Genomic DNA, 12,894 nt, shown 5'->3' with positions numbered 1-12,894 from the left:
GGCGCGCGCCGCGCTGCGTCGCACCACCGGGCGGCAGGTGACACGGCCGCCGACGATCCCGACGGGCACCATCCCGGCCACCCCGGCCACCCCGACCGTCCGGTCCTTCCCGCCCCCCGGGAGCCGGGCGGTCCGTGCGTGCGGGGGGTCTCCGCCACCGGCGCCGCTTCGCTCCCCGACCAGGAACTGACCCGGCGGCTCAGGGACGAGTACGCCTCGGGCGCCACCAGCCCCGCCTCGGGCGACGTGCTGTACCGGCGCCACCACCGGGCGACGCTCTCGTACGCCCGGACCTGCTGCCGCGCGCTCCATGACGCCGAGGACCTGGCCTCCGAGGCGTTCATCCGCACGTTCCAGGCGGTCAGGGCGGGCGGCGGCCCACGCGGCCCGTGGCGGCCGTACCTGCTGACCGTCGTGCGCCACACCGCGCTCGAATGGAGCGACGGGGAGCGCCAGGTCCTGCTGACCGCGGACTTCGAGTCGTGGCGGCAGCACGCGCACACGGCCGACCCCCAGTGGCATCTGGTGGCGCGCGAGGACCGTCAGCTGCTCATCCACAGCTTCCGCAGACTTCCCGAGCGGTGGCAGACCGTGCTGTGGCACACCCTGGTCGAGGAGGAACCGCCGCAGCGCGTGGCGTCCTTATTGGGCATCTCCCCCAGCGGGGTCACCTCACTGGCCTTCCGCGCCCGCGAGGGGCTGCGCGAGTCGTATCTGCAGTCCCATCTGGAGTCCGCGGCGAACGACCGCTGCCGCCACTTCAGCGCCATGATCGGCGCCTCGGTGCGGCGTGGCGGAGTACGTGGCCACGCGCTGGCGCGCCACTTGGCGGAGTGTGCTTTCTGCGCCCACGCGTACAAGGAGCTGCTGGGCCTCAACGCCGCGATGCGCACGGCGGGCGCCGGGGTGAACTGAGAGCACGTCACTTCGACGCACACGCACGCACACGCACACCGGACTGCCGACCGCGATCGCGCGGTCGGCAGCCCTTTGTGGTGTCGCTTTGTGGTGTCGCTATGGGTCAGAGGCCGTTGACGCGCGCCTCCCGGGCGATGCCCAGCGGACGGACGCCTGGGGCAGCGCCGGTACGGGGGCGTCGGTTCACCCGGGACGCGTGGCGCCGGATGCGGTCCATCTGCGCCATCAGCCTGCGGCCACGCAGCGCCATCTCCAGCTCGAACCGTATTCGCGGGTCACGCAGACCCGGGCCGAAGAGCTTCTCTATCTGGCGCAGCCGGTACCGCACGGTCTGCGGATGCACCTTCAGCGCCTTGGCCGCCTCGGGTGCGCCACCGCCCTCCAGCCAGGCCAGCAGGGTCATCTGCAGCCGTTCGCTCTGCCGGGGGGTCAGCCCGACCAGCGGCTTGAGCCAGCGCGAGGCCAACGCCCGGACCAGGGACTCGTCCTGGAGCAGCAGCAGCATCGACAGATGGTCGTCGACGAAGAGCACCCGGGGCTCGGCGCCACCTCGGCCGGGGGCCATGGTCAGCAGCCGCCGGGCCCACCGGACCGAGGACGCCGCGTCGTTCAACGGCACCACATGGCCGACGGAGGCGGTCCGGCCGCGCAGCGCGGCTTCCAGCGCGCCACGGGTGCCGGGGTCCGCGGGTGCCTCCCGGTCCGGGTCCCGTTCGCCGTCCTGGAGCCGGTCCGCGCCCTGGTCGGGGGCGGGGTCGGCGTCCGCGTCCGGGTCGGGGATCAGCATGCACAGCTCGTCACCGACGGCACCGATGAGGGTGTCGCCCAGCACGGCGGCCAGGGGCGGCGCCTCGCCCGGGGTGGGCAGCGCGATGGCCTGGACCGTCTCCGGGAGCGGCCAGCGGGCCGCCCGGGACAACTCGGCCAACGTCCGCTCGGACACCGAGACTTCGCCGATCAGGGCCTCGAACAGATCGCGCCGGGCCCGCTCGGGCGGGATGTCGGTGAGCGGCTCCTCGCCGTGCGAAGCGTCGGAGAGGGCCAGTGTCCCGGCGCCCTCCTCGCCCGCCTTCCGGTAGCCGAGCGCCGTCAGGATGGCCTGCTCGACCTCACCGCGGACCTTTTCGCGCTCAGTGTCCTCCAGAAGGTCGGCGAATCCCGGGATTCTCTGCCGGAGGTTCTCGACCACCTCGTCGGCCAGGGACGGGAGTTCATTGCGCAGCACGCGGGTCCACTCGCCACGGGGGCGGGACCAGATGCGGTTCACCAGTTCGCCCATCATTACCTCGTTCTTGCCGGGGGGAGGCCCGACCGTTGGGGGGTCGGTCGGACCCGTGGAGGTTGCCTCCGTCTCCGGCTTCATCCGGACCGGAATGGGAGTCGAGGGTCCTCCGCTACCTCATAGAGGACCCCCGCGCCTACCGGTCCCGGCGCTTTGCCGGGTCTTTGCCATCGGGATGACAGTGGATCAGCCGAAGACGGTCTGGGCAGTGTTCATACACGAGAAGTTGTCACGTTACGACAAATCTTATGGAGATCACGTGTAGTTCCGAGAAGCTGCTGCCCCCAAGACGACTTTGACGTATCTCGTCATCCGCGCGAACACGCGCGATCGGGAGGCTCCAATGTCCATGTCCCAAACGCCTTCTCCCTCACAGGGGCGCCACGGGGGACGCCAAGCACCTGGGGGACGACGAGCCGCTCGCCGGACTCGGCAGGACCGGCCCGGTATCGGCTGGTCCCGCAACATCCGCATCTACGCTATCGTCGCGACCCTCGTGCTGTCCCTCATCGTGACGTACAACGCCGGCGCTTTCAGCCAGACGTTCCTGTTCCTCGACTTCGGCGCCGGAGTGCTCGCCCTGGTCTGCCTCAGCTCCGCGGTGCTGTGGGGGCTCGCCGCGACCGACCAGCTGATCCTGCACTCCAACCACCGGTTGATCGCCCAGGGCATCCACCGGGCGGCCGCAGTCGCTGGCCTGCTGTTTCTCGGCATTCACATCTGGGTGAAGGTCGCCGAGAGCCACACGAACGCAGCTTCGATCGTGCTACCGTTCGCTGACGCAAAGCAGCCGGTCCTGATCGGGCTCGGAACCATTGCCGGTTACCTCTTCGTCATCGCGGCGGTGACCGGAGCGGTCCGCAGCTCCTTCGCCGCGGCGGGCAACTCCCGCTGGCGGTACCGGTGGTGGCGGGCGCTCCATGTGGGCGCCTACCCCGCCTGGGGCCTCGCGCTGGTCCATGGTCTGAAGGCCGGACGTGAGGCCAAGATCTGGGCGACATACGGCTACATCGCGGCACTGGCCGGAGTGGCCATCGCGCTGTGGATGCGGCTCGCAGCCCGGCGCAGCCAGGACGACGATCGAGGGGATGGCATCTCGGTGAGGAACCCGCCCGCCCGCGGCCTTCAGGAAGGCCGCACCCGGCGCGCCGCGCCCACTGTTCCCCGCCCCCGCTCGGCCGACTCGGGCCGACGGGACGGTGAGCGGCTCGGTGCCTCCCGTGGGTGGGACCGGTGATCAAGACAAAGCCCAGGCTGGCCTGTGTCGATCCGCCCCGGCTGCTGGCCGGGCTGGACGAGGCCTACCGACTCGACCGGGTCGGCCACCTGACGGTGCACGGCACCATGCCCGCCCTGCGGGCGGACGAACTCGTCGCGCTCGCGGAGAACATCGATCTCCGCGGGCGCGGCGGCGCCGGTTTCCCGTTCGCCAAGAAGGTCACCGCGGTCGTCGAGGCCGCGGGCCGCGCGGGCGGCCGCTGCAACGTGGTGGTCAACGGCAGTGAGGGCGAGCCCAGTTGCCTCAAGGACACCGCGCTGCTGCTGCACACCCCGCATCTGGTCATCGACGGCGCCACGCTGGCGGCCGAGGCGATCGGCGCCGAGGAGGTCGCCATCGCGGTGCACCGCCCGGACGTCGAGGAGTCGCTGAACGCCGCCGTGGCCGAGCGCGGCCCCAGCGGGGTCCCGGTGTCGGTGACCCTCACGCCCGACCGGTTCGTGGCCGGTGAGGGCGGCGCCGTCATCAACGGCATCAGCGGCGCCCCGGCCATCCCCAACGGCCGGAAGATCCGGTCCAGCGAGAACGGTCTCGGCGGGCTGCCCACCCTGCTGTCCAACACCGAGACCTACGCCCAGCTCGCCATCGCGGCGCGGATGGGCGCCCTGCCGTACCGCTCGGTGGGGCTGCCCACCGAACCGGGCACCACGCTGCTGACGGTCGGCGGCAAGTACGTGATGGAGACGCCGACCGGGGTGCCGCTGACCTACGTCCTGGAGCTGTGCGGGCTCTCCCCCGGCCAGGGCGTGCTGGTGGGCGGCTACCACGGCAAGTGGCTGGACCCGAAGAGCATCAACGCCACCACGATCTCGCGCGAGTCCATGAAGAAGTACGGCGCGCGGCTGGGCGCGGGCGCCGTGCTGCCCATCCCCGAGGACACCTGCCCGCTCGGCGAGACCGCGCGGGTGGCCCGCTGGCTGGCCGCCGAGACGGCCGGTCAGTGCGGCCCGTGCTTCATCGGCCTGCCCGCCCTCGCGGACGCGATCGGGCAGGTGGAGCGGGGTGGCGGCCAGTCGTCCATCGACAATGTGCGCGCGTACATCAACTCGGTGCGCAAGCGCGGCGCGTGCAGCCATCCCGACGGTACGGCCGGTTTCGTGACCACGGCGCTGGACGCGTTTCCCGAGGAGTTCGAGTCCCATGCGCTCGGCGCGGGCTGCGGGCGGCCCACGATGGGTGTGCTGCCGTTGCCCGAGGAGTCCCAGCCGCTGGCCCTGCCACCCGGTCCGGCGGCCGCGCCGCCGCGCGGTGAGCGGCAGCAGCGGGGCCCGACGGAGAAGCTCCTGGTGGACTGGTCGCTGTGCCAGGGCCACGGGCTGTGCGCGGACATCCTGCCGCCCGAGGTGCTGACGCTCGGCATCGACGGCTACCCGTCCTCCGCCCGGATGGATGTGCCCCGCCAGCTGCGCGCCCAGGCGGTGCGCGCGGTGCGCCGCTGCCCCGCGCTGGCGCTGCGCATCGAGGAGTAGACAGCAGCGAAGTACCCCTTCCACGACGGCCGTTGTTCAACGGCCGTCGATTGCTGTGCGCTCACGCGGCCAGCGTTTTTTGCGTCTGGTGACAAATTTTTAACTGGCTGAACGACGGTCGGCCCGGGTTCCGTATGGACATGGCGTCGGCGCCTTCACCGCCGGACACCGAGAAGGATTTCGCAGGGAGTGGTCATGGAGAAGCGGCGTCAGATCGCATTCGCGGGAATGTCCGTGGCGATGGTCATGCTGACGGCGGCGTGTGGCAGCAATGACACCTCCGCGGGCAGCGCGAACGTCCAGCCCGTGGGTGGCAGCAGCCAGGCGGCGAGTGCGGGCGCGGGTGCTTCGGCGTCGGCGGGTGCGGGCGCGGCGGCCGCGGGGGCCGGCGCGACCGGTGGTTCCAGCGACACCGGTGCGGCGGCGGGCAGTGGCTCCTCCGCCGGTGGCGGGACGAGCCCGGCGAAGGAGCTGGCGGTCAAGACCGACGCCAAGCTCGGCAAGTTCGTCGCCGACAGCGCGGGTCTGACCCTCTACCGGTTCGACGAGGACACCCCCAAGCCGGCCAAGTCCAACTGCAACGACGCGTGCGCCACCAAGTGGCCGCCGGTGCCCGCCGACGACGCCACCGCCGGTGCCGGTATCGACTCCAAGAAGCTCGGCAAGGTCAAGCGCGACGACGGCACCGAGCAGCTGACCCTGGAGGGCTGGCCGGTCTACCGCTACGCGGGCGACACCAAGGCGGGCGAGACCAAGGGCCAGGGCGTGGGCGGCACCTGGAACGCGCTGGCCCCGGACGGGAAGCCGGCCGGGAAGAAGGCCGCGGGCGGCGCCCTGGAGCTGATGGTCAGCAACAACGCCGACCTCGGCAAGATCATGGTGAACAGCAAGGGCATGACCGTCTACCGGTTCGACAAGGACACCCCCTGGCCGATGAAGACGGCCTGTGTCGACGCCGCCTGCCTGAACACGTGGAAGCCGGTCAAGGCCGTCGACACCACCAAGGTGGCCGGGGTGGACGCCTCGAAGGTCACCTCCTTCACCCGCCCGGACGGCACCAAGCAGGCCGCCTTCGACTGCTGGCTGCTGTACACCTTCGCCGGTGACAAGAAGCCCGGGGACACCAACGGCCAGGGCGTCAAGGGCACGTGGTTCGCGCTCGACGACAAGGGCAAGAAGGTGACCCAGTAAGACGGCATGATGGTCCACCCCGGCGGGGGCCCGGGAGCGCACACGCTCCGGGCTCCCCGCCGGACCCGACGGGAGGTTGATGTGTCACGCGCACTTCGTGCCACCGCGCTCTGCGCGGCAGTGCTGTTCGCGAGCGGCGTGGTGAGCGGCTGCGGCGGGAGCGGCCAGGCCCACGTGAAGAAGCCGGAGAAGGACCGGGCGCCCGCCGCCAAGGAGCTGGGGAAGCCCGGGAAGCCGGCGGCCCTGACGCAGATCGCCGATGCCATCGGCTGCAAGGCGACCATCGTCACCGAGGCGGACGAGCTGCGCCAGGGCTCCTGCCAGTCCGGCAAGGGCGACCGGTACACCATGGTCACCTTCGCCACCGAGAAGGGCCAGAAGGACTGGCTGAACACCTCGAAGGACTACGGGGGCACGTATCTGGTCGGCGCCCGCTGGTCGGTCACCGGTCTGTCCTCGGGATCCCTCAAGCCGCTGCGCGCGAAGCTCGGCGGGGACATCGAGCAGGGCTCGATGATGCACCACGGTGGGTCGAAGTCCCAGGGCGATTCCTCGTCCAAGGATGGCTCCTCGTCCAAGGGTGGTTCCTCGTCCCACGGCGGTTCCTCGTCCCACGACGGGATGAAGATGGACTGACCGGCGACACGGTCCCCCTTCGGTCCTCAAGCCGCCCGGGAGTCAGCCCATTTGAGCAGGTCGGGATCGGCGAGCGTGGAGACCCACAGGTCCACCGGCGGGCGCTCGTCGACCGGTTTGCGCGGACCCACGCCGAGCACCCTGAGCCCGGCGCGGGAGGCGGACAGGAAGCCGCAGTGGGAGTCCTCCACGGCGAGCGCGTCCGCGGGGGCCGCACCGCACAGGCGGGCGGCCGCCAGATACACATCGGGATGGGGCTTGGGCCGCACTTCCCCACCGGGGACCAGCACATGGTCGAAGTAGCGCAGCAGCCCGGCCTTGGAGAGCCCGTCCTCGACGACGTCGCGCGGGCAGTTGCTCGCCACGGCGAGCGGTGCGAACGCGGCGGCCTTGTGGACCAGTTCGGCCGCGCCGGGCATGGTGACCGGGTCGTCCGCCACCAGTCTGCGGAACGCGCTGAGGAGTTGCCGGGTGATCTCGTCGGCGAGGTCCGGGAACCCGGCGAATTCGGCCATCATGCGGCCGCATTCGGTGTAGTGGAGTCCCTTGGTGCGCCGCGCGAACTCCTCGTCGCAGACGCTCCCGTAGTCCGCGAGCACGACTTCGCGGGCCTTTTCCCAGTGCCGTTCGGAGTCCATCAGGGTGCCGTCGCAGTCGAAGACGATGGCGGCGGGGGTCCATGCGAGAAGGGTTTCTGCTGTCATCTGCCTGCCGTTCCAGGAGAGATGGGGGGATCGGCGCAGGAAATGCCTGTAAGCCACGGGGAGCAGCGCGGTGAATTTCAGGGCGGCGCTGCGTCGCGGAATGCCGGACGCGGCATGGAAAGCCATACAGGCGAAGAATTGCCTGCCCGAAACATAACGATCACTACGTTAGTGAGATGACTCCGGGTAAGCAAGAGGTAACTGAGCGTCGGCGGTTTGTTCGTCGCTCAGTGTGTTCGTCGCACGAAGCGTTCCTAGGTCATCGCGTTCGTAGCACGGCGTGTTCGTCGGCCAGCTGTGCGGTCAGCCGTACTGGAGCACACCGACCGCCGTGCAGATGTCCGCCTGGCGCAGCCGGAAGACACACGTTCGGCCATGGGAGACGCACTCGACCACGGCGGGCGGATGGGATTCGGTGAAACGGATCGCCTTCATCCGGCAGACCAGGGGGCGGAGCAGCAGCCCGCCGGTGGCCACCGCCGCGGCCTGCCGGGCGCCCTCCAGCAGCACCAGCCCCGGCACATGGTCGCTCCAGTGGTCGAAGAAGAACGGGTGGCGCGGGTCCGCGGGGTCGAGATACACCACTCCCCCGTCCCGTACGACCAGCACGTCCCGGGCCGCCGCCACGCCCAACTGCGCTGGTGAGGGCCGTACGGCGGCGCGCAGTCTGCGCCCGGCGGTCTGGCCCGAGTGCGCGGAGCGGGTCTCCGCGTACGCCGTGCCGTCGAGGAAGCGGGCGGTGCCCCCGGCCCGCGCGAAGATCCTGCCCCCCGCCCACAGGCCGACGTCGAGCCGCATCCCGGACACGAACCGCCCGGTGGGCGCGGCGGTACGGACGTCCGTCACGGCGATCCGGCAGGTGATGTCGGTGGCCCCGTGCGGGGCGCGGGGCTCGGTCTCCGGGTCGAGCCGGAAGAACAGGTCGCGGATCAGGAAGTGCGCGCCCGCGGGCACCGCGTAGTAGCGGGTCGGGATGTAGATCCCCAGCTCGCGTAGGGTTTCGGCGATCATCAGCGGGTGGTGCCGACCGTCCCCGCCGTGCGGGAACGTCGGATGGGAGCGGGGCCACTGGGCGGCCGCCTCGAACCGTCCGTCACCCAGCGTGCGGACGTCGGTGAGCAGCACCTCGGCCACCGAGACCCGGTGCACGGCCTCACGTGCCACGGTGCGGGACCAGCTGAGCGGCCGACCGGTGGGACCGGTCGGCTCCGAAAGGCCGCGAGCCTCACGAACGATCACCATAAAATACTAATAATGTTTGACCTGTCTGTCCTCATCACCATCAGCGGCCGAAAGTCCGCTAAGTTCACTCCGTCACACCCGACCGGCTGATGAAGGACGACGAACACGTGCAAGAACGGGCCGAACAAACACGCCGGTCTCTTCTGGAAGCGGCCGCATCGCTTTTCGACGAACGCGGATACGCCGGGACGAGCATCAGCGACATCACCGCCCGGTCGGGTCACACGAGTGGCGCCATCTACTTCCACTACACCAGCAAGGAAAGACTCGCCCTCGCCGTGGTGCAGGAACACTTCGCCACCTGGCCGCCCCTGATCGACCGGCACACCGGGCCGCAGGTGCCCGCGCTGGAGCAGCTCATCCGGCTCAGCTTCGCGGTGGCCCGCGCCTTCCGCGATGACATCGTGGTGCGGGCGGGCGCCCGGCTGTGGACCGAGCGCTCGCTGATCGCCGCGCCGTTCCCGCCCCCGTTCATCGGCTGGATCGACGCCGTCGGGGCCATGCTGGAACGGGCCCACGGCGAGGGCGAGCTGGCCGCGCATGTCGATCCGCTGCCCGCCGCCCGGACCATCGTCTGCGCCTTCTTCGGTCTGCACACGGTGTCCGAGGCCCTCGACGGGCGGCGGCTCGTCGAGGACCATCTGGTCGAACTGTGGACCCTGCTGCTGCCCTCGCTGCAGGCCGCCCCTCGACACCCCGGGCACACCGCCGAACTGCTGGCGGCGGCCCGGGGCGCGTGAAGCGGGACCGGGTCACTTCCAGATCTCGCCGACCCACTCCGGGTGGTCGATGAACGGGTTCCGGTTGTGCTGGAAGTCGTCGTAGATGACCTGGTTGCGGTTCTTCTCGAAGGCGTCCGGCGGGTCCTCGTCGCTCCACTTCTTCAGCACGGAGAGCCGCCCCATATAGGGCTGGCTGCCGTTGTCGACCTTGTCGTTGGGCTCCAGGTCGGGGAAGCCCTCGCCGCCCTCGTAGCGGACCGACATGTACAGGATCATCCGGGCCACATCGCCCTTGACCTGGTCGCGGGGCTCGAAGGAGTCGTCGTCGGTGCGGTTGCCCGGCGCCTCCTCCACCTCCGAGCCGCCCTCGTCGAAGTCCTTGTTGCCACGGGTGCTGTTGACCGAGACATCGGTCGGGCGCAGATGGTGGATGTCGGTGCCGGGTCCGGTGGCGGTGCCGAAGTCGCCGTGTGACTTCGCCCAGACGTGTTCGCGGTTCCAGTCGTCGGCGTTTCCGCCGTTCGAGTCCTTGCTCTGGGAACGGCCGGTGTAGAGCAGGACGACGTTGGCGGAGTTGTCCGGGTCCTCGTCGGTCTTCTTGAGGGCGTCCCAGACCTCGTCGTACGAGAGTTTGCTGACGTCCTTGCTGATGATCTGGTGCAGGGCGTCCTTCAGCGGTTCCCCGGTCTTGCCTATCGCGTCCTGGTAGTACGTGTCGTCGTACGCGGTGGCGGTGGCGGTGGGTGCCGCGGTGGCCGGGGTCTGCGCCGTGACGGCTACCGTCACGACTCCGGCCAGCAGCGCCAGGGATTTCCAGCGGGTCACACGGGTCATGTGTGGTGTCCTCTCCCCGATTACGACCGTTGTTCGATCACCGAAAGAGTGTCAGACACAGGATCGTCCAATGGTGAACATCAAGAAGAGATTCCGTGTCAGGGCCATGACCGCCTGAGCCCTGGACGCGGCTGTCAGAGCGAGGCGCCCCCGCACATCACCAGCGTCTGACCGGTCACCGAACCGCCCTCCGGGCCCAGCAGGAAGGCCGTCAGACCGGCCACCTCCTCGGGGCGTACGAGCCGTCCGAGCGGCGGCATGACGGGCGGGGTGCGGCTGCGGCCCGGGTCGCGCAGCATCGGGGTGTCCGTGGGCCCCGGTGCCACCACGTTCACGGTGACCCCGCGCGGCGCCAGTTCGGCCGCCCAGGACCGGGCCAGGCCGGTCAGCGCCGCCTTGGTGGCCGCGTACTGGCTCTTGCCCGGTACGCCGGTCATCGTCCGGCTGCCCACCAGCACCACCCTGCCGCCGTCCCGGACCCGGTCCACCAGCGTGTCCGCCAGGACGGTGGCCGCCTGGACGTGGATGCGCCACATGAGGGACCCGTCCTCGGCGTCGAGTTCGCCCAGCCGGGCGGAGCGCTGGACGCCCGCCGCGTGGACGAGGGCGTCCAGCGGGCCGTCCTCGGCCATCGGGGTGAGCGCGGTGGGCAGCTCCTCCGGCCGGGCCAGGTCGGCCGGGAGCCAGCGCAGCCGGTCGTGCGGGTGGGGCGGGGCCGTACGGCTGATCCCGGTGACCCGCCACCCCTCGTCCAGCAGCCGGGTGGCGATGGCGGCGCCGATGCCGGAGCTGGCGCCGGTGACCACGGCGTGAGGCTCAGCCATTCGCGGCCCAGTCCGGGCTGACGCGGACGTACTTGATGGCCTGGCGGTGATATGTGTACGCGATGTGGAGGGTGCCGTCCGGCGTCTGCCGGATGGTCGGATACGACAGCTCCCGGTTGAGCCGGTCGCGTGAGTTGTTGGTCAGGCAGTGTCCGTCGCCGACGTCGAGGTCCCTCCGTACGGGCCAGGTGCGGCCGCCGTCGGCGGAGAGCGCGAGGGTCATGGGCGCCCGGGGCGCGCCCCAGAAGGCTCCGGGGGCGTCTTCGGGCCGTTCGGCCTCGGCTTGTGGTGAGTCGCCCGCCAGCCCGTCCTCATCGATCTCGTCGTAGAGCGAGACCCGGCGGGCCGTCGCGTCCGCGCGGCTGCTGTGGTTGTAGACCAGCGCCAGCCGTCCGTCGCCGAGCGGGACGTACTGCACGGAGGAGTTGTTGTTGGGCAGCTCCGTGGGCTCCGGCTCGCTCCAGCTCTCCCCGCCGTCCGTGCTGTACGAGCGGTACACCGCGTCGGCCCAGCGGCTGCGGAAGAGGGCCAGCAGCGTGCCGTCCGGGAGCGGGTGCACGTTCATGTGCACACAGCCGGTGGAGCCGGGCACGGGCCGCTCCCGCCACGTCCTGCCCTCGTCGTCGCTGATCATCACCGCGCTGGTGTCGTGGTCGCCCACCCACTTGACGCCGGGCGTGGCCACGCAGTGGAACACCGGCAGCAGCCACCGCCCGTCGTCCAGTACGGCGATCGGCTGACGGATGAACACCCCGCCCGAGCCGGTGGCGGGGAAGAGGGTACGCGGCGCGCCCCAGGTCTCCCCGCCGTCCCCCGACACCCGCACCCGGACCTCGGCGGTGTCCTGGTTGCCCGCCTGCTGGGCGGTGTAGAGCAGCCACAGCTCACCGGCCGGGGTGGGGAACAGCAGCGGGTTCTGCTCGGAGCGCGCCGGGTCGTCGGAGAGCCGGACGGGCTCCGACCAGGTGTCGGCGTCCGGTGCCAGCCGGGAGAACCACACGGAGATGTCCGGCACGCCCTCCTGGGTACCGCCGAACCACACGCACCCGAGGTCGCCACCGGGCAACACGGTCAGGTTGGCGGCATGGTTCTGGACGGCGGGCGCGGGCAGAAACGCCTCCAGCCGCCCCGAATCCCCCTGCCGCGGCCGCAGCCGCCCGTCCGTCAGCGGTATCGCGATGTCATGCTCGCCGGTCATGGTCGCCGTGCTCCCTCGTGGTGTGCGGTGGTAGGTCTGCGTACGTCATCGCCCCGGGGCGCCGGGTCGGCACGGCACCCCGGCCGCCCGGCACCCCGGCACCCGGCCGCGCGGGACACACCCGAGGCGTTCGGGGCCCGGGTGGGGGCAGTGCCCTCCCTCGGCACCTGGCCTGCGGCCGGGGCGGCGCGGCGGGGCGCCATCCGGCACCCGGCCGCGCGCGGCCGGGACACACCCAAGGCGTTCGGGCGCCCGGGGGCGAAGCCCCTGGTTCGGAGGCCCGGGCCTCTCCCCCGGCCTGCGGCCTGGGCAACGCGGCGGAGTTCCGCCCGGAATCCCAGGCACCCGGGGGCGTTCGGAAGTCCGGGGTCCGAGGCGTTCGGGCACCCGCAGGCGGGGCCCCGGTTCGGGGAGCCCGGGGCCCGGAGGCGAAACCCCCAGCTCGGGGGCCCAGGGGCGGAACCCCGGTTCGGGGGCCCGGAGGCGAAACCCCCAGCTCGGGGGCCCGGAGGCGAAGCCCCGGTTCGGGAGTCCAGGGGCGGAGCCCCCCAGGGCGGGGGTCCAGGGGCGAAGCCCCCAGCTCGGGAGTCCAGGG

At 71.2% G+C, this 12,894-nt stretch carries 12 protein-coding genes; 6 read left to right on the top strand and 6 right to left on the bottom strand.

Going from position 1 to position 12,894, the window contains the following annotated elements; translation table 11 throughout:
- Positions 1 to 915: RNA polymerase sigma factor (locus ACFV9T_RS41755; protein WP_385448907.1), on the top strand; the 915-nt coding region annotated here is incomplete at its 5' end.
- 106 nt (positions 916 to 1,021) lie between these two features.
- Here the strand turns inward: ACFV9T_RS41755 and ACFV9T_RS41750 are convergent.
- Positions 1,022 to 2,200 carry a PucR family transcriptional regulator gene (locus ACFV9T_RS41750; RefSeq protein WP_385448905.1) on the bottom strand — a complete coding sequence of 393 codons (1,179 nt, stop codon included), beginning with the start codon at positions 2,198 to 2,200 and terminating at the stop codon, positions 1,022 to 1,024.
- Between the two features lie 496 nt (positions 2,201 to 2,696).
- On the opposite strand from ACFV9T_RS41750, the gene ACFV9T_RS41745 reads away from it, so the two are divergent.
- The 4 genes from ACFV9T_RS41745 to ACFV9T_RS41730 all read left to right on the top strand — a co-directional run bounded on the left by ACFV9T_RS41745 (position 2,697) and on the right by ACFV9T_RS41730 (position 6,775).
- A complete protein-coding gene (locus tag ACFV9T_RS41745) occupies positions 2,697 to 3,437 on the top strand; it encodes a hypothetical protein (RefSeq protein ID WP_385448903.1) in 741 nt (246 codons plus the stop codon).
- On the top strand, positions 3,434 to 4,948 hold the full coding sequence (locus tag ACFV9T_RS41740) for an NADH-ubiquinone oxidoreductase-F iron-sulfur binding region domain-containing protein (protein WP_385448900.1): 1,515 nt from the start codon (positions 3,434 to 3,436) through the stop codon (positions 4,946 to 4,948). The genes ACFV9T_RS41745 and ACFV9T_RS41740 overlap by 4 nt, the downstream gene beginning before the upstream one ends.
- 195 nt (positions 4,949 to 5,143) lie before the next feature.
- On the top strand, positions 5,144 to 6,139 hold the full coding sequence (locus tag ACFV9T_RS41735) for an SCO0930 family lipoprotein (RefSeq protein ID WP_385448898.1): 996 nt from the start codon (positions 5,144 to 5,146) through the stop codon (positions 6,137 to 6,139).
- 81 nt (positions 6,140 to 6,220) lie between these two features.
- Positions 6,221 to 6,775 (top strand): hypothetical protein, encoded by a 555-nt coding sequence (locus ACFV9T_RS41730; RefSeq protein WP_385448897.1) that lies wholly within the window; start codon positions 6,221 to 6,223, stop codon positions 6,773 to 6,775.
- A gap of 26 nt (positions 6,776 to 6,801) precedes the next feature.
- On the opposite strand, the gene ACFV9T_RS41725 is transcribed toward ACFV9T_RS41730, so the two are convergent.
- The gene (locus ACFV9T_RS41725; RefSeq protein ID WP_385448894.1) at positions 6,802 to 7,479 is read right to left on the bottom strand and encodes an HAD family hydrolase; all 678 of its coding nucleotides are present in this window, start codon (positions 7,477 to 7,479) and stop codon (positions 6,802 to 6,804) included.
- A gap of 303 nt (positions 7,480 to 7,782) precedes the next feature.
- Positions 7,783 to 8,643: a ScbA/BarX family gamma-butyrolactone biosynthesis protein gene (locus ACFV9T_RS41720; RefSeq protein WP_385448891.1), complete on the bottom strand. Its 861-nt coding sequence runs from the start codon at positions 8,641 to 8,643 to the stop codon at positions 7,783 to 7,785.
- A gap of 167 nt (positions 8,644 to 8,810) precedes the next feature.
- Here ACFV9T_RS41720 and ACFV9T_RS41715 point away from each other — a divergent pair, with 167 nt between their 5' ends.
- A complete protein-coding gene (locus ACFV9T_RS41715; protein WP_385448887.1) occupies positions 8,811 to 9,461 on the top strand; it encodes a ScbR family autoregulator-binding transcription factor in 651 nt (216 codons plus the stop codon).
- 12 nt (positions 9,462 to 9,473) lie between these two features.
- On the opposite strand, the gene ACFV9T_RS41710 is transcribed toward ACFV9T_RS41715, so the two are convergent.
- From ACFV9T_RS41710 to ACFV9T_RS41700, 3 genes are all read right to left on the bottom strand, one after another.
- On the bottom strand, positions 9,474 to 10,277 hold the full coding sequence (locus tag ACFV9T_RS41710; RefSeq protein ID WP_385448884.1) for an endonuclease I family protein: 804 nt from the start codon (positions 10,275 to 10,277) through the stop codon (positions 9,474 to 9,476).
- Positions 10,278 to 10,411: 134 nt separating this feature from the next.
- Positions 10,412 to 11,101, bottom strand: coding sequence for an SDR family NAD(P)-dependent oxidoreductase (locus ACFV9T_RS41705; RefSeq protein WP_385448881.1), 690 nt, complete (start codon positions 11,099 to 11,101; stop codon positions 10,412 to 10,414).
- Complete coding sequence (locus ACFV9T_RS41700; RefSeq protein WP_385448879.1) at positions 11,094 to 12,299, bottom strand: exo-alpha-sialidase; 1,206 nt, start codon at positions 12,297 to 12,299, stop codon at positions 11,094 to 11,096. Before ACFV9T_RS41700 ends, ACFV9T_RS41705 begins: the two co-directional genes overlap by 8 nt.
- Between the last annotated feature and the right edge of the window lie 595 nt (positions 12,300 to 12,894).

This window comes from Streptomyces sp. NPDC059850, assembly GCF_042731515.1.
GTDB lineage: Bacteria > Actinomycetota > Actinomycetes > Streptomycetales > Streptomycetaceae > Streptomyces.
The sequence above is the reverse complement of the archived record's forward strand: the minus strand, read 5'-3'. Positions and strand labels throughout refer to the sequence as shown.

What these genes read in the sequence shown, in the direction of transcription:
- ACFV9T_RS41750 (WP_385448905.1), bottom strand. Translation starts at nt 2,200, where the DNA reads ATGATGGGCGAACTGGTGAACCGCATCTGGTCCCGCCCCCGTGGCGAG.
- ACFV9T_RS41735 (WP_385448898.1), top strand. Translation starts at nt 5,144, where the DNA reads ATGGAGAAGCGGCGTCAGATCGCATTCGCGGGAATGTCCGTGGCGATG.
- ACFV9T_RS41725 (WP_385448894.1), bottom strand. Translation starts at nt 7,479, where the DNA reads ATGACAGCAGAAACCCTTCTCGCATGGACCCCCGCCGCCATCGTCTTC.
- ACFV9T_RS41715 (WP_385448887.1), top strand. Translation starts at nt 8,811, where the DNA reads ATGAAGGACGACGAACACGTGCAAGAACGGGCCGAACAAACACGCCGG.
- ACFV9T_RS41710 (WP_385448884.1), bottom strand. Translation starts at nt 10,277, where the DNA reads ATGACCCGTGTGACCCGCTGGAAATCCCTGGCGCTGCTGGCCGGAGTC.
- ACFV9T_RS41705 (WP_385448881.1), bottom strand. Translation starts at nt 11,101, where the DNA reads ATGGCTGAGCCTCACGCCGTGGTCACCGGCGCCAGCTCCGGCATCGGC.
- ACFV9T_RS41700 (WP_385448879.1), bottom strand. Translation starts at nt 12,299, where the DNA reads ATGACCGGCGAGCATGACATCGCGATACCGCTGACGGACGGGCGGCTG.